The organism is Streptomyces sp. NPDC001393, from assembly GCF_053597455.1.
This window is the reverse complement of the sequence record NZ_JBSFIH010000001.1, coordinates 433,190-452,282: the sequence shown is the minus strand read 5'-3', so window position 1 is coordinate 452,282 and position 19,093 is coordinate 433,190. Positions and strand designations below refer to the sequence as shown.

The 19,093-nt window shown below is 73.1% G+C and carries 18 protein-coding genes, 1 other RNA gene and 1 pseudogene; 7 read left to right on the top strand and 13 right to left on the bottom strand.

Annotated elements, in window-relative coordinates; genetic code table 11:
- Positions 1-61: 61 nt before the first annotated feature.
- Both ACWC2T_RS02100 and ACWC2T_RS02095 read right to left on the bottom strand, forming a co-directional pair.
- Positions 62-1,243: a serine hydrolase domain-containing protein gene (locus tag ACWC2T_RS02100; RefSeq protein ID WP_450668533.1), complete on the bottom strand. Its 1,182-nt coding sequence runs from the start codon at positions 1,241-1,243 to the stop codon at positions 62-64.
- Positions 1,183-2,484: a multidrug effflux MFS transporter gene (locus ACWC2T_RS02095; RefSeq protein WP_450668532.1), complete on the bottom strand. Its 1,302-nt coding sequence runs from the start codon at positions 2,482-2,484 to the stop codon at positions 1,183-1,185. The genes ACWC2T_RS02100 and ACWC2T_RS02095 overlap by 61 nt, the downstream gene beginning before the upstream one ends.
- A 234-nt stretch (positions 2,485-2,718) precedes the next feature.
- Here ACWC2T_RS02095 and ACWC2T_RS02090 point away from each other — a divergent pair, with 234 nt between their 5' ends.
- Positions 2,719-3,477: an SDR family oxidoreductase gene (locus ACWC2T_RS02090; RefSeq protein ID WP_450668531.1), complete on the top strand. Its 759-nt coding sequence runs from the start codon at positions 2,719-2,721 to the stop codon at positions 3,475-3,477.
- A gap of 221 nt (positions 3,478-3,698) precedes the next feature.
- On the opposite strand, the gene ACWC2T_RS02085 is transcribed toward ACWC2T_RS02090, so the two are convergent.
- From ACWC2T_RS02085 to ACWC2T_RS02075, 3 genes are all read right to left on the bottom strand, one after another.
- A complete protein-coding gene (locus ACWC2T_RS02085; RefSeq protein WP_450668530.1) occupies positions 3,699-4,982 on the bottom strand; it encodes a D-alanyl-D-alanine carboxypeptidase family protein in 1,284 nt (427 codons plus the stop codon).
- Between the two features lie 257 nt (positions 4,983-5,239).
- Complete coding sequence (locus ACWC2T_RS02080; RefSeq protein ID WP_450668529.1) at positions 5,240-6,217, bottom strand: aldo/keto reductase; 978 nt, start codon at positions 6,215-6,217, stop codon at positions 5,240-5,242.
- A 67-nt stretch (positions 6,218-6,284) separates the two neighbouring features.
- Positions 6,285-6,611: a nuclear transport factor 2 family protein gene (locus tag ACWC2T_RS02075; protein WP_450668528.1), complete on the bottom strand. Its 327-nt coding sequence runs from the start codon at positions 6,609-6,611 to the stop codon at positions 6,285-6,287.
- A gap of 124 nt (positions 6,612-6,735) precedes the next feature.
- On the opposite strand from ACWC2T_RS02075, the gene ACWC2T_RS02070 reads away from it, so the two are divergent.
- Both ACWC2T_RS02070 and ACWC2T_RS02065 read left to right on the top strand, forming a co-directional pair.
- Positions 6,736-7,281, top strand: coding sequence for a DoxX family membrane protein (locus ACWC2T_RS02070; RefSeq protein ID WP_450668527.1), 546 nt, complete (start codon positions 6,736-6,738; stop codon positions 7,279-7,281).
- A gap of 38 nt (positions 7,282-7,319) precedes the next feature.
- The gene (locus tag ACWC2T_RS02065; protein ID WP_450668526.1) at positions 7,320-7,658 is read left to right on the top strand and encodes a MazG-like family protein; all 339 of its coding nucleotides are present in this window, start codon (positions 7,320-7,322) and stop codon (positions 7,656-7,658) included.
- Between the two features lie 130 nt (positions 7,659-7,788).
- Here ACWC2T_RS02065 and rnpB read toward each other — a convergent pair.
- The 4 genes and pseudogenes from rnpB to ACWC2T_RS02045 all read right to left on the bottom strand — a co-directional run bounded on the left by rnpB (position 7,789) and on the right by ACWC2T_RS02045 (position 10,873).
- An RNA gene (gene rnpB / locus ACWC2T_RS02060) (RNase P RNA component class A) lies at positions 7,789-8,191 on the bottom strand.
- A gap of 118 nt (positions 8,192-8,309) precedes the next feature.
- Positions 8,310-9,056, bottom strand: a pseudogene (locus ACWC2T_RS02055) (DMT family transporter); the annotation flags it as partial.
- Positions 9,057-9,111: 55 nt separating this feature from the next.
- Complete coding sequence (locus ACWC2T_RS02050; RefSeq protein WP_450668525.1) at positions 9,112-9,945, bottom strand: AraC family transcriptional regulator; 834 nt, start codon at positions 9,943-9,945, stop codon at positions 9,112-9,114.
- Between the two features lie 259 nt (positions 9,946-10,204).
- Entirely contained in the window at positions 10,205-10,873 is a 669-nt protein-coding gene (locus ACWC2T_RS02045; protein ID WP_450668524.1) for a TetR/AcrR family transcriptional regulator, read from the bottom strand.
- Positions 10,874-10,921: 48 nt separating this feature from the next.
- Here ACWC2T_RS02045 and ACWC2T_RS02040 point away from each other — a divergent pair, with 48 nt between their 5' ends.
- Together ACWC2T_RS02040 and ACWC2T_RS02035 are read left to right on the top strand one after the other, a co-directional pair.
- Positions 10,922-12,460 (top strand): FAD-dependent oxidoreductase, encoded by a 1,539-nt coding sequence (locus tag ACWC2T_RS02040; protein ID WP_450668523.1) that lies wholly within the window; start codon positions 10,922-10,924, stop codon positions 12,458-12,460.
- A gap of 113 nt (positions 12,461-12,573) precedes the next feature.
- On the top strand, positions 12,574-12,900 hold the full coding sequence (locus tag ACWC2T_RS02035) for a hypothetical protein (RefSeq protein WP_450668522.1): 327 nt from the start codon (positions 12,574-12,576) through the stop codon (positions 12,898-12,900).
- Here the strand turns inward: ACWC2T_RS02035 and ACWC2T_RS02030 are convergent.
- Positions 12,887-14,320: an RNB domain-containing ribonuclease gene (locus ACWC2T_RS02030; protein WP_450668521.1), complete on the bottom strand. Its 1,434-nt coding sequence runs from the start codon at positions 14,318-14,320 to the stop codon at positions 12,887-12,889. The two genes, ACWC2T_RS02035 and ACWC2T_RS02030, sit on opposite strands and share 14 nt — an antisense overlap.
- 234 nt (positions 14,321-14,554) lie before the next feature.
- Between ACWC2T_RS02030 and yaaA the strand changes: the two genes are divergently transcribed.
- Together yaaA and eda are read left to right on the top strand one after the other, a co-directional pair.
- Positions 14,555-15,346, top strand: coding sequence for a peroxide stress protein YaaA (yaaA, locus tag ACWC2T_RS02025; protein ID WP_450668712.1), 792 nt, complete (start codon positions 14,555-14,557; stop codon positions 15,344-15,346).
- Between the two features lie 70 nt (positions 15,347-15,416).
- Positions 15,417-16,088, top strand: a complete 672-nt coding sequence (gene eda / locus ACWC2T_RS02020) for a bifunctional 4-hydroxy-2-oxoglutarate aldolase/2-dehydro-3-deoxy-phosphogluconate aldolase (RefSeq protein ID WP_450668520.1) — start codon at positions 15,417-15,419, stop codon at positions 16,086-16,088.
- Here eda and ACWC2T_RS02015 read toward each other — a convergent pair.
- From ACWC2T_RS02015 to ACWC2T_RS02005, 3 genes are read right to left on the bottom strand one after another with little or no spacing between them, the layout of a single operon-like run.
- Positions 16,060-17,358, bottom strand: coding sequence for a bifunctional RNase H/acid phosphatase (locus tag ACWC2T_RS02015; protein WP_450668519.1), 1,299 nt, complete (start codon positions 17,356-17,358; stop codon positions 16,060-16,062). The two genes, eda and ACWC2T_RS02015, sit on opposite strands and share 29 nt — an antisense overlap.
- 32 nt (positions 17,359-17,390) lie before the next feature.
- Entirely contained in the window at positions 17,391-18,134 is a 744-nt protein-coding gene (locus tag ACWC2T_RS02010) for a zinc ribbon domain-containing protein (RefSeq protein ID WP_450668711.1), read from the bottom strand.
- 17 nt (positions 18,135-18,151) lie between these two features.
- Complete coding sequence (locus ACWC2T_RS02005; protein ID WP_450668518.1) at positions 18,152-18,988, bottom strand: Nif3-like dinuclear metal center hexameric protein; 837 nt, start codon at positions 18,986-18,988, stop codon at positions 18,152-18,154.
- Positions 18,989-19,093: the final 105 nt, after the last annotated feature.

Genomic DNA, 19,093 nt, shown 5'->3' with positions numbered 1-19,093 from the left:
AGACCCCCGGCCTATGCCCACCCACCACCCGTCTCGGTCGGCTGGAAAGCACCGCACAAGCTCAGACCACCGCCCGTGCCAGATGAGTGGCCAGTGCCGCCCTCGGCCTGCTGTCCGGAGTCCTGCGTCTCGGATGCACCGTGTTGGCCAGCAACACCAAGAACGTGTCCGTCCTCGGGTCGAGGACGAGGGACGTGCCGGTGAAGCCGGTGTGGCCCGCCGCCCCGTGGCCCGCGAGTTCGCCCATGAACCACGGCTGGTCGACGGCGAAGCCCAGCCCCGGCGGGGTCAGCAGCAGTTCCACGAAGTCGGGGCCGAGGATGCGGGCGGGGCCGTAGGAGCCGCCGGTGAGCAGGGCGCGGCAGAGGACGGCCAGGTCGCGGGCGGTGGAGAAGAGCCCGGCGTGCCCGGCCACGCCCCCCAGCGCCCAGGCGTTCTCGTCGTGGACCACGCCCCGCAGCATGCCGCGGTCCGCCTTGGCCCAGGGGCGCCGCTGGTCCTCGGTGGCGGCCGCGCCGGGGCAGGGCCCGAAACAGGTCGCCGTCATGCCCAGCGGCCGGGTGATGCCGTCCTGGACGAGGACGTCGAGGCTACGCCCCGTGATGCGCTCCAGCACGAACTGGAGCAGGAGCATGTTCAGGTCGGAGTACAGATACCGGCCCGGCTCGCCCGTCGGGGGCTCGGCGCGCAGCAGGGCCAGCCGGCTGGCGTCGTCCGGGCAGTCGTACAGCGGCAGTTCGGGGCGCAGCCCGGAGGTGTGGGTGAGCAGCTGTCGCACGGTGATGCCATGGGCGGCCGCGGCGTGGAAGTCGGGCAGGTAGTCGCCGACCCGGGCGTTCATGCCGAGGGTGCCGCGCTCGATCTGCTGCACGGCGGCGACGGAGGTGAACAGCTTGGTGAGGGAGGCCAGGTCGAAGGGCGTGTCGATGGTGGCCGGGACCCGGGCGGCGGGCGGCAGTTCGACACCGGCGTCGGTCTCGGGGTCGTGGGCGGAGTAGCGGACGGCCCAGCCCGCGGCCTCGGCCACGGCGATCACGGGCCCGCGTCCGGCCAGCACGACGGCGCCGGCCGCCCAGGGGCGGTCTCCGGCGGTGAGGGCGTGCACCTCGCCGACCAGGTGCCCGAGTTCCACGGGGTCGAGCCCGGCCCGTTCCGGTGTGTCGGCGCGCAGTCTCGGTGCGCTCAGTTCTCGTCTCCCTCCGACCCCGCACGTGTGTTCCCACGTGTGTTCCAGGGACGGCACATTCCCATGAAGCAGGCCGCCGCGACCAGTGCTCCCGCCAGTTGGACCACCGCCATGGGTACGGCGGTGTGCTCTCCGGCGACGCCGACGAGCGGTGAGGCCACCGCGCCGACGAGGAAGGAGGAGGTGCCGAGCAGGGCGGAGGCGGAGCCGGCGGCGTGCCGGGTGCGCAGCAGCGCGAGGGACTGGGCGTTGGGGAGCGTGACGCCCATCGCGGACATGAGGACGAAGAGGGCGGCGGCGACCGGCGGCAGGCCGACCTCGCCGAGGACACCGGTGGACATCAGCAGCAGGGCGGTCGCGGCGAGCACGATCACCGCCAGGCCGCAGGCCAGCACCTTCTCCAGGGCGACCCGTCCGACCAGCAGCTTGCCGTTGACCTGCCCGGCGATCACCAGCCCGACCGAGTTGAGGCCGAACAGCAGGCTGAAGGTCTGCGGGGAGGCGCCGTAGATCTCCTGGACGACGAACGGGGACGCGCTGACGTAGGCGAACAGCGCGGCGAAGGCGAAGCCGCCGGCGAGCATGTAGCCGGTGAAGGGGAGGTCGGCGAGCAGGGTGCGCATGGAGCGCAGGGCCTGCGCCACTCCGCCGGCGTGCCGTTCGGCGGGCGGCAGTGTCTCGGGCAGCCGCAGCCAGACGACGGCGGTGAGGACGGCGCCGACGACCGTGAGGACGGCGAACACCCCGCGCCAGTCGGTCACCCTGAGGATCTGCCCGCCGATCAGCGGCGCCACGATCGGGGCGGCCCCCGATATCAGCATCAGGGTGGAGAAGAAGCGGGCCATGGCCACGCCGTCGTAGAGGTCGCGTACGACGGCCCGCGCGATGACGACGCCGGCGGCGCCGGCGAGGCCCTGCACCAGGCGGAGGGCGACCAGCGTCTCGACGTTCGGCGCGAAGGCGCACAGGGCGGTCGCGAGCAGGTAGACGGCGAGCCCGGCCAGCAGCGGGCGGCGCCGGCCCCAGCGGTCGCTCAGGGGGCCGACGACCAGCTGCCCGAGGGCGAGCCCGCCCATGCAGGCGGTGAGGGTGAGCTGGACGGTGACGGCGGGGGCGTGCAGGGAGCGGGTGACCTCCGGCAGGGACGGGAGGTACATGTCCATGGCCAGCGGGGTCGTCGCGGTGAGGGCGCCGAGGAGGAGGGTGACGAGCGGGCCGGTGCGGCGGGTGGCGGCGGTCGGCGTGGACGGGGTCGAGCGCCGGGTGTGCGGTGTCGGTGCCGCCGCGTGCTCGGGCATGTGTCCCTCCCTGTTTCAACCAACCGGCACCCATGCTCTCAGCTCGTACACACTGCCGGGGCACACATGACCGATGAGCGGGGCGATGAGGGCGCGGTGGCGGCCCAGCGCGGAGCCGGCCGTCGCGGGAAGGTGACCGGGGAAGGTGACCGGGGAAGGTGACCGGCGCTCCGGGTAACCGTATGGCGGACACGGGATTTCGCATGGCGGACTGGCCGCCTACGCTGCGGGGTCATGACTGACAGGGAATCGAAGATCGCGGTGGTGACCGGCGCCGGCTCCGGGATCGGGCGGGCCGTCGCCGTGGAGCTGCTGCGGGCCGGCTGGTCGGTGGCGCTGGCCGGCCGGCGCACCGGGACACTGGAGGCCACGGCGGCGCTGGTCCCCCAGGCCGCCGCGCTCCCCGTACGCACCGACGTCTCCCGCCCCGAGGACGTGGAGGCGCTGTTCGCGGCGACGGTGGAGCGGTTCGGCCGGGTCGACCTGCTGTTCAACAACGCGGGGACCTTCGGGCCCGGCGGGGTGCCGGTCGAGGAGCTGTCGTACGACGCCTGGCGGCACGTGGTGGACACCAACCTCAACGGGGCGTTCCTGTGCGCCCAGGCGGCGTACCGGCGGATGAAGGAGCAGGACCCGCAGGGCGGCCGGATCATCAACAACGGCTCGATCTCGGCCCACACGCCCCGCCCGCTCTCGGTCGCCTACACCGCGACCAAGCACGCCCTGACCGGTCTCACCAAGTCGCTGTCGCTGGACGGGCGGCCGTACCGCATCGCCGTGGGGCAGATCGACATCGGCAACGCGGCGACCGACATGACGGCCCGGATGCAGGCGGGGGTGCTGCAGGCGAACGGCGAAGTGGTCCCGGAGCCGGTGATGGACGTGGCCGACGTGGCGCGGACCGTGCGGCACATGGCCGAGCTGCCGCTGGAGGCGAATGTGCAGTTCGCGACGGTGCTGGCGACGGCGATGCCGTACATCGGGCGGGGCTGAACCCGTCTCCGCAACCGGAATTCGAACATCCGCGGTATTGCGACATGTCGAGCTTATATGCTCAACTTTCCTTCACGAGAGCTTCACAGTTGGAGCACGTTAATTCCGCAAGCCACCACCGAGGGGGGAGGCGACGGCCGTTCCACCGGGCCGGAGTTGGGGGTGGACCTCGCGACGGGACGCGAGGTACACGCCGGCCGGTGGAACGGCCGCCGCACTGTTCAGCGCCGGTGCCGCCCGGCGCCCGGCTCCGTGGTCCCCGCACCGCCCTCGGGCATCTCCGCCCCCTCGGCCCCGTCGGCCGCCTCGGCCATCGCGGCCGCCGCGACCGCCCTGCGCCGCCGCCTGACCACGAACGCCCCCGCCGCCGCCAGCAGCAGGGCCGTACCGCCCGCGCCCTCCACCAGCCGGCCGGTGGACGGTCCGCGGGAGCCCGAGCCCGGCGCGCCCGCCGCCGCCTGCGGCCCCTCCCCTGCGGGCGCCCCGGTCGCCTTCGCACCACCCTCGCTGAGCGGATCGACCAGCGTGCCCACGGCCTGCGCCGAACGCCCGGGCCCGAAGCCCCAGTCGAGCAGCGCGGCGGTCTGCTCGTAGACGGCGTTGCTGCCTTCGGCGGGATGCATGACCGTCACCAGCAGGGTGCGCCCGCCCCGGGTGGCCGCGCCGGTGAAGGTGTTGCCGGCGTGGCTGGTGTAGCCGTTCTTGACGCCGATCAGGCCGTCGTACGTCTTCAGCCCCCACGCCCCGGTCAGCAGGCGGTCGGTGTTCTGGATCTGGAAGGTCTTCCTGCCGCCCGCCGGGAAGTTCGCGGTCCGCGTGCCGCAGTAGCCGCGGAAGTCGGCGTCCTTCAGGCCGTGGCGGGCGAACAGCGTGAGGTCGTACGCCGAGGAGATCTGGCCCGGGTGGTCGAAGCCGTCGGGGCTGACCACATGGGTGTCCAGGGCCTGCAGGTCCGCGGCCTTCGCCTGCATCTCGGCGACCGTCTGGGCGATGCCGCCGTTCATGTGGGCGAGCACGTGCACGGCGTCGTTGCCGGAGCGCAGGAACACGCCCTGCCACAACTGCTCGACCGTGTAGGTGATGCCGGGCTTGATGCCGACCAGGCTGGAGCCGAGCGGGACGTCGGCGACGTCCGAGTCCTTGACGGTGTACCGCTGGGTGCGGTCGAACTTCTTCAGCACGGTGTCCGCGAACAGCATCTTCAGCGTGGACGCGGGCGGGAGCCGCCGGTGCGCGTTGAACGCGGCGAGCACCTCGCCGCTCTCGCAGTCGGCGATCAGCCAGGAGCGGGCGGTGAGCTTCTCGGGCAGCCCCGAGGCACCGCGCACCTGGACGCCGTCACGGGCCAGTTGCTCGCCGCCGATCACGGTCGCGGCGGACGCCGCAGTGGTCGCGGACAGGGGCAGGGCGGCGGCCGTCAGTCCGAGGACGGCACGCCGGCTGAGCGGGGAACATTCGCGCACCCGGGGAAGGTACACCGCGCCGAGCAGCGGATTCCGCACCACGGGGCCGTCATCGCCGTGGAATTTGCCACGTTATGAAAATCCGATGAGTTGGCCCGTTTTCGCGGCCCTTACACATCCTTTACCCAGGGTGGCTCAAAAGTTCCTCCCCAGCTTGTGGCCGCGCCCACGGCGGGCGCCAACAACCTTCGAGGAACGGGATGTCCGGCATCTGTCACCATCAAGGCGGGGCAGATCACGCTGACCGAGCAGCAGCAGTACAGCGGCCACGGCTACTGAAACCAGCTGGGCGGGGTCGCTCATCTGCCCAGGATCCGGTCGATCTCGGCCAGTTGCCCGGCGGTGAGCGGCCCCTTCCCGATGGCCCCCGCGTTCGCCTCGGCCTGCGCGACCGACCGGAAGCCGGGGATGGGCACGGTGCGCGGACTGCGGGCCCAGATCCAGGCGAGGGCGCCCTGGGCGAGGGTGCGGCCGCCGCTGGTGAGGACGTCCCGCAGGGCGTCCACACGAGCCACCCAGTCGGCATCGGCGCCGTCACCGCCGTACCCCTGCATCCAGGCCGGCGGCCGGCTCCGGATGTCCCCGGCCTCCAGCACCCCGCTCCGCCGCCCGGCAAGCAACCCCATGGCCAGCGGGCTGCGGTTGATGCTCGCAAGGTCCAACCGCTCGCACAGGTCTAGGAGTTGCGGCGTTTCCTGGAGCACGTTCAGAGCGTGCTGTACGGCCGTGCAGTGCGGCCCCTCGGCGAAGACGGCGGCACGGTCGGGGTCGTCGGTGCTCCAGGCGTAGGCCCGGATGAGGCCCTCCTCGACCAACTCCTCGCACAGGTCCCGGAGTTCGGCGGCGCGCGCCGGATCGGCGTCGGACAGGTGGAACTGGTACAGATCGATGCGGTCGGTGCCGAGGCGGCGCAGGGAGGCGGTGAGGGCACGCCGGGCGTACTCCGGGGTGTCGTCGCTGCCGGTGAGGGTGCGGGTGTCCGGGTCGAAGACGTTGCCCCACTTGGTGGCGAGCACGACGTCGTCGCGCCGCGCGGCGAGGGCACGCCCGAGGACTTCCTCACTGTGCCCGGTGCCGTAGACGTCGGCGGTGTCGAAGAAGGTGACACCGAGGTCGACGGCGCGGTGGATCGCCCGCACGGACTCCTCGTCGTCCACCTTCCCCCACCCGAGCGGCTGCCCGTCGGCGGACTGCCACTCCCCGCCGATGGCCCAGCAGCCGAAGCCGAGCGGGCTGACGTCGATACTGCTGCGTCCCAGGGTCCGTGTGGTCTCCATGCCCGTGGACGCTAGGAGTTGAAGCGCACACGAAGGCAACGCACACGAAGGCAAGAACCGGAAGCTTTTACGCCTGCCCGGTCTCGAACCGCGAGATGCGCCCGTCGTCCTCCACGGTGAAGGTCCACCGGGTGCGCATCTCGCCCCAGGTGTCGTTGCGGTAGCGGGCCAGCACGGCCCGGCCACCCTCGGACTCGCTCTCGACGTCCATGTGTCCGTTGGAGGAGAAGATCTCCCGGTCGATCCACTCGGCGAGGTCACGGTCGGATCCGTCGTCGGACATGGTCGCACCGGGCTCCAGGAGCGCCATGAAGCCTTCCCGGTCATGGGAGTTGACGGCGTTGACGAACGCCCGGACGGCCGGGTCGCTGAGTTTGGCTGGCTTAATCGTCATGGCGCAAGGTTCACACCGCCGCCCCGGACCCGCCACCCGAACGCCATCCACAGCGGGCCGACGGGTGTCGGACCTGCGACGCTGGGGAACACGAGCCTCTCCGCCTCTCCGCTTGGGAGTCACCGTGAGCTGTTTCGACCGACGCGATCTGGGCCTGCTGCTGCTCCGGCTGGGTACCGGCGGGGTGCTGGCCGCGCACGGCGCGCAGAAACTGTTCGGCTGGTTCGGCGGGCACGGTCTGGAGGGCACCGGCCAGTTCATGGAGTCGGTCGGCTACGCCCCCGGCAAGGCGAGCGCTACGGCGGCGGGCCTGGCGGAGGCGGGCGGCGGCACCCTGTTGGCGCTCGGCCTGGCCACCCCGGCGGCGGGCGCGGCGGCGGCCGGCGCGATGGCCGGGGCGGCGACGGTCCACCTGCCCAACGGCTTCTTCGCCCAGGAGGGCGGCTACGAGTACGCGGCGAGCCTGGGCCTCGCGGCGGCGGGCCTCGCGGTGACGGGCCCCGGCCGCCTCTCCCTCGACCACGCCCTCGGCCACGTCTTCGACCGGGGCTGGATGGTACCGGTGGCCCTGGGGGTCACCGCGGCGGCGACGGCGCTGGTGATCGGGGCGCGGAACCAGCGGGTGCGGGTCAGGGTGGAAGGGGAGCAGGAGGTGCTGTTCGAGGAGTAGGCGCCGGCCGGTCCGACCGGCGTGGGACGCTGAGCGGCATGACCCCTCAGGATCCCGCCGCCGCCCTCTGGCCGACCATCGACGAACTCTGGTCCCGCCTGGAGGCCACCCGCAGGCACGCAGGCCAGGAAGGCGTCCTCCTGCGCGTCCTGAAACTCTCGGAGGAGGTCGGCGAGGTCGCCGAGGCCATCATCGGCACGACCGGCCAGAACCCCCGCAAGGGCGTCACCCACACGTGGGAGGACGTCCAGGCGGAACTGTGCGACGTGGTGATCACGGCCCTGGTGGCGTTGCGGACGCTGACACCTGAGGCGCGGGAGGTGTTCGAGGGGCATCTGAGGAGGGTGCGCGACCGGCCGCTGGAGCCGTCGGCGTAGACCGTCCGACGGTCGGTACCGAGCAGCGGGACCGGACACGGCGGGGCGAGTGAGGCGCGCGCCGCTGGTTCACGCCGAGGGGGTGTCCTCGATCCGTTCGCGGTTGAGCGTCGGCCAGACGCTTGGGCGGCAGACGAGTCGGGCTGTACGCCGGGTTCTGTTCCCCGGTGCCCTCGCGGGCGTCGGGGCGACGGCCATCCATCTAGGGCCGGTGTTGCCACCGGCCTCGTGCGGTCTACCCGCGGACTCGGGCGGGCAGCCCTCGAGCGTCCGCGCAGGAGCACCGGGGTGCTCCCTTTTGACCTTGCTCCGGGTGGGGTTTACCTAGCTGCCCAGGTCACCCTGGGCACTGGTGGTCTCTTACACCACCGTTTCACCCTTACCTGGGGCCGAAGCCCCGGGCGGTCTGCTTTCTGTGGCACTGTCCCGCGGGTCACCCCGGGTGGCCGTTAGCCACCACCCTGCCCTGTGGAGCCCGGACGTTCCTCGGGAAGCCCCCTAGGGGGACTCCACGCGGCCGTCCGCCCGGCTCGTCTGCCGTGTCGACCATGGTACCGGGCGCCGGGAGCGGCGGGGACCGGCCGCCGCCGTCGCCAGGACCGAGCCCGTCAGGATCAGGGCGAAGGCCACCAGGACCGTCACGGTCAGGCGCTCGTTCAGGAAGACCGCGCCCGCCGCCACCGCCACCGCCGGGTTGACGTACGTGATCACCGTCGCCCGCGTCGGACCCGCCTCCTTGATCAGCTCCAGGAACGCCACGAAGGCCACCGCCGTGCAGAGCACGCCCAGGCCGGCCAGGGCCGCCAGGGCGGGGGACGAGGGGAGAGAGGACGGGCGCGTCGCCATGGCCAGGGGGGCGTAGACCAGCGCCGCCAGGGTCAGACAGGCCGCCGTCAGATGGAGCGAGGGGACGTCCTTCATGCGGCGCGCGGCTATCAGCGGGGCGGTGGCGTAGCCGACGACCGTCACCAGGACCTCCGCCAGGGAGCGGGCGTCACCGCCGGTGAGGTGGGGCAGGGTCAGGACCGTCACGCCCGCCAGGCCGAGGGCGAGGCCCGTCAGGCGGCGGGCTCCCAGGTGTTCGGTGTCCCCGAGGAGGCGGGCGACGATCACTCCGACGATCGGCACGCCCGCGATCAGCAGGCCCGACGTCGAGCTGGACAGGTGCCGTTCGGCGTCGGTGAGGGTGAACCAGGGAACCATGATCTCCAGGCACGCGAAGGCCAGCATGGGGCGCCAGTGGGTGCGCACGGTCCGGGGCAGCCCGCCCTGGCGCAGGGCGAAGGGGAGCAGGAGGAGCGCGCCGAGCGCGCAGCGCGTGAACACCAGCGCCGGCGGGGACACCTCGGCCACCGCCACCTTGATCAGCAGATAGGGGATGCCCCAGATCACTCCCATGAGGGAGAACAGGAACCAGCCGCGTGCAGTCATGCCGCGAGTTTCGGCCACCCCTTCATCGGGTGTCTTGAACGCTGTTGCGGTACGCCGCCGGGGTCACCCCCAGCACCCTGCGGAACCAGCGGGTCAGGTGGGCCTGGTCGGCGAAGCCCACCAGGCCGGCGACCTCCGCCGGGCGCAGGCCCGCCGCGAGAAGCGTCCGCGCCCTGCTCACCCGGTGCTGGGCGAGCCAGGCGTACGGGGGTATGCCCATGGTCGTACGGAAGGCCCGCAGAAGCTGGTAGCGGGACAGGCCGAGGTCGGCGGCCAGCAGGGCGAGGGAGGGCGGGTCGGTGAGTTCGTCGGCGAGGCGGTCGCGGACCGTCCGGGCGATCTCGCCGGCGCCGGGGATGCGGTCGGAGACCGGCCGGGCCGTGGAGTGGCGGCAGGCCAGGGCCGTCAGCAGCCAGGGGAGGCGGGATTCGGCCTCCAGGGGGTCGGGGCAGGCGCTGAGTTCGGTATGGGCGCGGCGGAGGGCCGTGGCCAGTTCGGGGTCGTCGAGAAGGGGCTCCCGGAAGTGCGGGAGGCCGCCGAGGGTGCCGTCGGCCAGGAGGGACGGCTCGGCGTACAGGGCGCGGTAGGCGTATCCGTCGGTGGCGTTGCCGGGGCCGCCGGTGTGCATCTCGCCGGGGTCGAGGACGACGATCGTGCCGGGGCCGGTGCGGATGTGGCCGCCCCGGTAGTCGATGACCTCGCTGCCGCCGACGCAGACACCGATCGTGTACTCGTCATGGGCGTGCGGGGCGTAGGTGTGCCGGCGGAAGTTCGCCGTCAGGAGGTCCAGCGGCGGTCCGCCGCGGCCCAGCCGGGCGCGCGTCCACAGCGCCTGTTCCAGCGCCTGTTCCGTCATCCGGTCTCACCACCCCTTTCGTCTTGGGGTGCAACGCCTTCGGGTCCCGCTTTCATGCCGCGCCCAGGGGGCGGCGTCCGCGGGAGGCCGCTCGGCCGTCGGCACTGCGCCGACCGAGCGGGCCCGGCGCTGCACGGTTCCGCGCTGCACGGCCGGCGGCTCTTCGCCGCCGCCGAGCCCCGCCAACCCCCTTGTCGGCGGCACGCCGCCGAGTGGCCGTGGCACGTGGAGCCGGAGGGCGGGAGGAGCAGGGGCGCGCTCAGCCTGACCTGCCGTCCCGTCGGGTGACGGCGGGCTCTGCGGGAACCATGCGCTCCAGCGCCCCGAACGCCGATTCCAGGCGCCGCCGGTGATCCCGTGCCACCTCCTGCTCCGGGTCCCCGGCCAGCAGCCGGCGCGCGGAGGTGATGAAGACCGTGCGGTAGGCGGCGACCGTCAGTGCGGCAAGGAGGTGCGGGTCCGGTACGCCGGTCCCGGCGAGGGCCTCGGCCAGGGAACGCTCCACCTCCTCGACGCCCTCGCGGGCGCGGGCGCGCAGGGCGGGCGAGGCGATCACGGTCCGCCAGAAGGGCAGGAACCTCTCCCCCACCCCGCTCAACGGGTGCCGCTCCTCGAGGAGTCGGATCGCCAGTCGGCGCAGGGCGGCGAGCGGGGTCTCGTCCGGCGTGCGCTTCCGTACGGCCGCGGCGACCAGCTCGACGGCCTGCGGGATGCGGTCGAGGAACAGGTCCTCCTTGCGGGGGAAGTAGTTGAAGACGGTCATGGCCGAGACGCCGGCCGCCCGGGCCACTTCGGCGACCGGCACCGCGTCGAAGCCCCGCTCCACGAAGAGCCCCGTCGCGATGTCCGAGATCCGCTGCCGCGTGGCCCGTTTCTTTCGCTCCCGCAGCGGAAGCTCTTCGTCCAGTTCCTCCAGCTCCTCGCCCATGCCGAAAACTATAGCCACTCGAAATTTTTAGTTACTACAGTGAAACCCATGACGACTGCGGATTACGACGTGGTGGTGGCCGGTGCCGGCCCCGTGGGCCTCTTCCTCGGCTGCGAGCTGGCGCTCGGCGGGGCTCGGGTGCTGGTGGTGGAGCGGCTGACCGAGGTGGACGAGACGATCAAGGCGGGCGCGATCAACGTCCCGAGTTCGGTCGCCTTCTACCGGCGGGGCCTGCTGCCCGAGCTGGCGGCGGTGTGGGAGGCGGCGCGGGAGAGGATGCGCACCTTCCGGGAGAGCGGAAAGCTCCGGGACTGGGGCAAGCTCCCGCCCAAGTTCGCCGGGCACTTCGCCGGGATCACCATGGATCCCGACCTCTTCGACGCCTCCGACCCGGTCTGGGCGGACGTCGGCCCCGCCGGGGACACGGGGCTCGGCGTGCCGCAGGCCGAGCTCGAGCGGATCCTGGCCCGGCGGGCCGCGCAGCTCGGGGTGGAGGTGCGCCGGGGCGTGGAGCTGACAGGCTTCGACGCCGGGGCGGACGGGGTCGCCGTACACACCGGCGAGGGGACCGTCCGCGCGGGCTGGCTGGTCGGCTGTGACGGCGGCCGCAGCACCGTCCGCAAGCTCGCCGGGTTCGACTTCCCGGGCACCGACCCGGAGATCACCGGCTATCAGGCGGTCGTGGAGATGTCCGGCACCGAGCGGCTGGGCGTGGGCTGGAACACCACGGACGTGGGGACGTACGTCAACGGGCCGTTCCCCGGGCGCATCCTCAGCGTGGAGTTCGACGGGCCGCCCGCCGACCGGTCGGCGCCCATCACCGCCAAGGAGCTGCAGGACAGCCTGCGCCGGGTGTCGGGCGTGCCCGAGGTCACGATCCACCACGTGATCACCGCGACCCGGTTCACCGACAACGCCCGCCAGGCCACCGAGTACCGCAAGGGCCGGGTGCTGCTCGCGGGCGACGCCGCGCACGTGCACTCGCCGTTCGGCGGGCAGGGGCTGAACCTCGGCATCGGGGACGCGATGAACCTGGGCTGGAAGCTGGCCGCCGTCGTACGCGGTACGGCACCCGAGTCCCTGCTGGACACCTACACCGCCGAGCGGCATCCGATCGGCGCCTGGGTGCTCGACTGGACCCGGGCGCAGATCGCGGTGATGCGCCCGGACCGGCATGCCCGCGCCCTGCGCCGGGTGGTCAGCGACCTGGCCCTGACCACCACGGGCACGACCTACCTGGTCACGAAGATCTCCGGCGTCTGGCAGCGCTACGACCTGCCCGGCGACCACCCCCTGACCGGCGCCAGCGCCCCCGACCTGGAGCTGGCCGACGGCACCCGCCTCGGCGACCATCTGCACACCGGCCGCGCCCTGCTGCTCGACCTGGCCGACGACCCCGCGCTGCGCGCCCACGCCGAGGGCTACGGCGACCGGCTGGACGTCCTCACGGCCGCGTGCCCGGCCCGGCCCGCCCTGAAGGCCCTCTTCGTACGGCCGGACGGTTTCGTGGCCTGGGCCACCGATGACGAGGGCGGCAAGGGCCTGCCGGAACCCCTGGAACACTGGCTCGGCGCACCGGCCGAATAGTGCCTGGGCCCTCAATGTCCTTGCGGGGGAAGGGAGATGAGGATGCCGAAGACACTGACACGGCTGGCTCGGTAGGAGTTACGGCTCTACGTGAGCCTGGGGACGTCTACACCGTGCTGCTCGTCGTCGGCCTGCACGCGGCCTGCGTGGTCCGCCCGCACGTGCTGACGCCGGACGCGCTGCGGGTGCGGTACGGGGTCCATGTGGACCTGCGGATTCCGCTGGGCGCGATCGCCGCCGTACACCGCGAGACGCGGATGACGCACGTGCCGGCGGACGGCGTGCTGGACCTCGTGGTCGGTTCGCAGACCTCGGTGCGGCTGGAGCTGGCCGAGCCCGTCACCCACCGGTCGTTCCTCGGCCGTCCCCGCCAGGTGAGCGCGGTGCGGCTGCACGCCGACGAGCCCGGCGGTCTCGTGCGGGCCCTCAGGCCACGGTGAACAGGATCTTCGCCGTCCCCGGGTCGGCCCGGCCGAGCCGGACCCGCAGGCGTTCGCCGAGCGGCAGCCGGTCGCCCTCGACGCGGCCGATGACCGCCGGGGAGTCGAGCTGGACCGTGCCGACGGTCGGCCGGTGCTCGTCGACGTCGACCACGCAGCCGTCGAAGACATCGCCGACCCGGTCCTTGAGCAGGGCCGCCTCGATGATGTCCACGCACTCGCGCTCGGCCGTGCCGGCGATCCGGGAGCCGTCGGCCATCCGCCGGGGCAGCGCGTCCAGCGCGGCGAGCACCCAGTCGGGTGGGGACTGGCCGGCGACCGCCGCGAGGCAGATCTCCGTCACGTAGCGGTCGGCGAGGCGGTGCAGCGGGGCCGTGCAGTGGGTGTAGGGGGCGGCGACGGCGGAGTGGGTGGTGATCTCGGGCAGGGCGCCGTCCCGGAAGACCGTGTAGCCGGCGCCGCGCAGCAGGCTGGTGCACTCCTGGAGGAACGCCGCGTGGTGTGTGTCGTGCGGGTCGAGGGTGCGGATCAGGGCGGCGTACGACACGTGGTGCGGCCAGTCGATGTGCAGCGCGGTCGCGGTACGGCGGAGGCGAGCCACGGCGCCGTCCGGGACGGCGGGGAGGGTGCGCAGGACGCCGGTTCCGTACGCGAGCATCAGGTCGGCGGCGGCCATGCCGGTCAGGAGCGGGAGCTGGGCGTACCAGGACTCGGCGGGCAGCGGGGCCCGGTAGCCGAGGACGTAGGTGTGGTCCTGCTCGGTGATCTGCTGCTCGGGCACGTTCAGGGAGATGCCGCCGCGCTCGGCCTCCTGCCGCTCCCGGGCCTCGCCGATCTCCTTGAGCAGCGCGACCGGCTCCGCGGCCGTCCGGGCGTCGATCTCCTTCTGCACATGCGCGCAGTCCAGCCTGGCCCGGCTGCGGACCAGGGCGCGGCACACGTCGACGGCGATGGTCCGGCCCTCCGCGTCCAGGTCGATCGTCCACAGCACGGCCGGGCGGACCCGGTCCGGCAGCAGGCCGGCCGCGCCCTCGCTGAGCACGGTGGGGTGCAGCGGGATCCTCGCGTCGGGGAAGTACAGCGTGTTCACCCGGCGGTGCGCCTCCGCGTCCAGCGCTCCGCCGGGTACGACGAAGGCGGCGACGTCGACGACGGCGTACCGGATCCGGTAGCCGGTGCCCTGCCGGGAGAGGTGGGTGGCCCGGTCGAGGTCCGTGGAGGCCGGGGGATCGATCGTGAAGAGGGGGATGTCCGTGGCGTCGTACGACGGCGGGGCGGGCGCTTTCGCCGCGCGCTCCGCCTCCGCCTGAACCTGGGGCGGGAAGGCGTCCGGGAGGCCGAGTTCGGCGCGCAGGGCGGCCAGGGCGGCCCGCAGGGGGCCGTCGGGGGCACCGGTCACGCGGATCCTGCGGCGGGGCATACAGCGAGCGTAGGCCTGTCCGGCGGATCAGGCCGGAGGAAGCCGACGGAATCTGATCCGAAGAGGCGAGCGGGGTGAGCGGGGTCTGGTGCGTCGGGCTGCCCGGCGGAGGAGGGCGGCGACGCGATGGGGGTCCCCCGCGCGAGCCAAGCCTCCGCCGGGCAGGGCCTGCGGTCGGGGCCGCATCGGTGGCACGCCGTACGCTGTCGCGGAGGTCTACGTGAGGAGTACGTGTTGCTGGTCCTGCTGCCGCCCTCGGAAGGAAAGGCGAACTCGGGCGAGGGCGCCCCGCTGGAGCTCGGGTCGCTGTCCCTGCCGGGGCTGACCGCCGCACGGGAGGCCGTGCTCACCGAGCTGGTCGAGCTGTGCGCCGGGGACCCCGAGCAGAACGAGAAGGCACGCGAGGTGCTCGGGCTGAGCCAGGGGCTGCGCGGCGAGGTCGCGAAGAACGCGGGCCTGCGCACGGCCGGCGCCCGCCCCGCCGGGGAGATCTACACCGGTGTCCTGTACGACGCGCTCGGCCTGGCCACGCTGGACGCGGCGGCGGGCCAGCGCGCGGCGGACTCGCTGCTGGTGTTCTCCGGGCTGTGGGGCGCGGTGCGGGTGACGGACCGGATCCCCTCCTACCGCTGCTCGATGGGCGTCAAGCTGCCGGGGCTCGGTGCGCTGGCGGCGCACTGGCGGGCACCGATGGCCGAGGTGCTGCCCGAGGCGGCGGGCGACGGCCTGGTCCTGGATCTGCGCTCCTCGGCGTACGCGGCGGCCTGGAAGCCGAAGGGCGGGCTCGCGGGGCGCACGGCGACCGTACGGGTACTGCACGCGCCGACCCGGAAGGTGGTCAGCCACTTCAACAAGGCGACCAAGGGCCGGATGGTACGGAGCCTGCTGACGGCCGGTGCCGCGCCGGAGGGCCCCGCCGAGCTGGTCGAGGTGCTGCGCGAGCTCGGGTACGTCGTGGAGGCGGAGGCGCCGGGCCGGGCAGGGAAGGCGTGGTCGCTGGACGTGCTGGTGGAGGAGATTCACTAAGAATCCCTGCGCTATTGCAGTATGCGCAACGCTCATTGCGAGTGCTGCATCCGCTGGGCACGATGAGCGCATGACCTCACCGCTGCCCTCCTCCTCGGCTGCCTCCGTGCTGGACCTCGCCCCCGTCGTGCCCGTGGTGGTCGTCTCCGGCGCCGCCGACGCCGTACCGCTGGCGCGGGCGCTGGTGGCGGGCGGGCTGCCGGCGATCGAGGTGACGCTGCGGGCGCCGGGGGCGCTGGACGCGATCAGGGCGGTCGCCGGTGAGGTGCCCGGGGCCGTCGTCGGCGCGGGCACGGTGATCACGCCGGAGCAGGTCGGCAGTTGCGTGGCGGCGGGCGCCCGGTTCCTGGTCAGCCCGGGGTGGACGGACGCGCTGCTGGACGCGATGCGCGGTTCCGGGGTGCCGTTCCTGCCCGGGGTGTCGACCACGTCGGAGGTCGTGGCGCTGCTGGAGCGCGGGGTGCGCGAGATGAAGTTCTTCCCGGCGCAGGCGGCGGGCGGTACGGACTATCTGAGGTCGCTGGCCGGGCCGTTGCCGCAGGCTCGTTTCTGTCCCACGGGCGGGATCGGCCCGGCGACCGCGCCGGAGTATCTCTCGCTGCCCAACGTCGGCTGTGTGGGCGGCAGTTGGATGGTCCCGGCGGATGCGGTGGCCGCCGGGGACTGGGCGCGGATCGAGGAGCTGGCGCGGGGGGCGGCGCGGCTCGCCGGGATCAGGGACGCAGGTGGGACGTGTCGTTGAAGAGGCGGACGCTCGCGTTGCCGTCCGCGTAGTAGGCCACCGCCGACAGGGAGGCCGCCGACAGCTCCATCCGGAACAGGGACTCGGGTGGGGCGCCGAGGGCCAGGCGGACGAACGTCTTGATCGGGGTGACGTGGGTGACGAGCAGTACGGTTCGGCCCGCGTGCGCCGCAACCAGCTTGTCCCGGGTGGCCGCGATCCGGGTGGCCGTCTCGGCGAAGCTCTCGCCGCCGCCGGTCGGATGGGCCTCCGGGTCGGCGAGCCAGGCGTTCAGGTCGTCCGGGTAGCGCTCGCGGACCTCGCCGAAGGTGAGGCCCTCCCAGGCGCCGAAGTCCGTTTCGCGCAGGCCCTCTTCGATCGTCACGTCCAGGCCGAGGCGGGTGGCCACGATGGCGGCGGTTTCGCGGGTGCGGGTGAGGGGGGAGGCGAGGACGGTCTGGATGGTGCCGCGCGCGGCGAGTGCCTCCGCGACGCGGTGGGCCTGTTCGCGGCCGGCGGCGGAGAGGGAGGGGTTGGTGCCGCCGCTGCCGGAGAAGCGTTTCTGGGGGGTGAGGGGGGTTTCGCCGTGGCGGAGCAGCACGAAGGTGGCGGGGGCGCCCAGGTCGGGGGCGCTGCTCCAGCCAGGGGTACTGGAAAGCTGCTGCTCGTCGGGGGCGGTCGGGCGCTGCTCGCTCAGAGGTGCCTCCCCCACGCTCGGCTTCTCCCCCACGCTCGGCTTCGCTCGCGCGGGAGGGGCCCCCATCGCGGGGGCACCCCCATCGCCCACCCGTGCCGCCCCAGCGGCACGACTGCCCGCAGCTACGGCGGCCTCGGCGCTGCCCGCAGCTACGGCGGTGGAGTCAGAGGGCGACCACTGCTCGCCCCTCGTGCCCGCGTCCATCGCCTCGTTCGCCAAGCGGTCCGCGTGTTTGTTCTGTTCGCGGGGGATCCACTCGTAGGTGACCTGCTCCGGCGGGAAGACGGAGCGGGCCTGCGTCGCCAGGGGCTTCATGTCGGGGTGTTTGATCTTCCAGCGGCCCGACATCTGCTCGATGACGAGCTTGGAGTCCATGCGGACGTGGATCCTGGCCGTCGGGTCGAGGGTGTGGGCGGCGCGGAGGCCGGCGACCAGGCCCCGGTACTCGGCCACGTTGTTGGTGGCGACGCCGATGTACTCGGCCACCTCGGTCAGCGGCTCGCCCGTGGCCGCGTCGCGGACCACCGTGCCGTAACCGGCGGGGCCCGGGTTGCCCCGCGACCCGCCGTCCGCCTCGATGATGAACTCCCGCACCCCACAAGCCCCTTACGACTCTTACCGACCGACTACAGACCCGACTCGGCCGTACGCACCAGAATGCGGCGGCAGTTCTCGCAGCGCACCACGGTGTCCGGCGCCGCCGCGCGGATCTCGTTCAGCTCGGTGATCGCCAGCTCCTGGCGGCAGCCCTGGCAGGTGCGGGCGTACAGCTTGGCCGCGCCGATGCCGCCCTGCTGCGCGCGCAGCTTGTCGTAGAGCTTCAGCAGGTCGGCGGGAACGGAACCGGCGACCACCTCGCGCTCCTTGGTCACCGTCGCCACCTCGCCGTCGATCTCCTCGAACGCGGCGTCCCGGCGCGCGCTCGCGTCGTCGATCTTCGACTGGACGGAGGCGACGCGCTCGGTCAGCTCGGCCACCCGCTCCTGCGCGGCCTCGCGGCGCTCCATGACCTCCAGGACCACGTCCTCCAGGTCGCCCTGGCGCTTGGCGAGGGAGGCGATCTCGTGCTGGAGGTTGGCCAGGTCCTTGGGCGAGGTGACCGCACCGGAGTCCAGGCGCTGCTGGTCGCGGGCGGCGCGCTGGCGCACCTGGTCCACGTCCTGCTCGGCCTTGGTCTGCTCGCGGGCGGTGTCGCTCTCCTCGGTCTGCGCGGCGACGAGCAGGTCCCGCAGCTGGGTGAGGTCCTTGTTCAGCGAGTCGATCTCGGCGTGCTCGGGCAGGGACTTCCGCCTGTGCGCGAGCTGCTGCAGGCGGACGTCGAGGTCCTGGACGTCGAGGAGTCGGATCTGGTCGGCGGGCGCGGCGTTCAGTTGGGGGCTCCCGGAGTTCAGCTAGAGGTGGTGGACGCCGCGTGGGCGGTCCAGGGGTCGGTGACCGTCTTGGAGACGTGGACGCGAAGGTCCCAGCCGTGGCGGTCGGAGATCTCGTCGAGCTGGCTCGCGGCCAGCTCGCACCAGGGCCACTCGGTGGCCCAGTGCGCCGCGTCGAGCAGCGCGAGGGGGCTCTGGGCGACGGCCTCGGACGCCGGGTGGTGGCGCAGGTCGGCGGTGAGGAAGGCGTCGACACCGGCGGCGCGGACCTGGTCGAAGAGGCTGTCGCCGGAGCCGCCGCTGACGGCGACCGTGCGGACGACGGCCTCGGGGTCGCCGGCCACCCGGATGCCCTGGGCGGTGCCGGGCAGCCGCTCGGCGGCGCGGGCCGCCAGTTCGCGGACGGTCACCGGGTGGTCCAGCTCGCACACCCGGCCGAGGCCCCGCCGCCCCGCCGGGTCGGTCGGGTCCGGCACCAGGGGCCGTAGGACGCGGAGGTCCAGCGCGCCCGCGAGCGCGTCCGAGACACCCGGATCCGCCGTGTCGGCGTTGGTGTGGGCCACGTGCAGGGCGATGTCGTTCTTGATCAGCGTGTGCACGGCACGGCCCTTGAAGTGGCTCGCCGCGACCGTGGTCGTCCCCCGCAGATAGAGCGGGTGGTGGGTGACCAGCAGGTCGGCGCCGAGCTTCACCGCCTCGTCGACGATCTCCTGCACGGGGTCGACGGCGAACAGGACCCGGGTGACCTCCTGGTCGGGGTCGCCCACGACCGTGCCGACCGCGTCCCAGGACTCGGCCCGCTCGGCGGGCCACAGGTTCTCCAGCGCGGCGATGACTTCAGACAGACGGGGCACGAAGGCAAGGCTACCTGGCTGGTCCGGGCGGCCGTACCGCATCCGTCCGCTCTGTCACCGCTCAGCACAAAGACCCCGCTTTCCACAGGTGAATCGCTTCTGCGC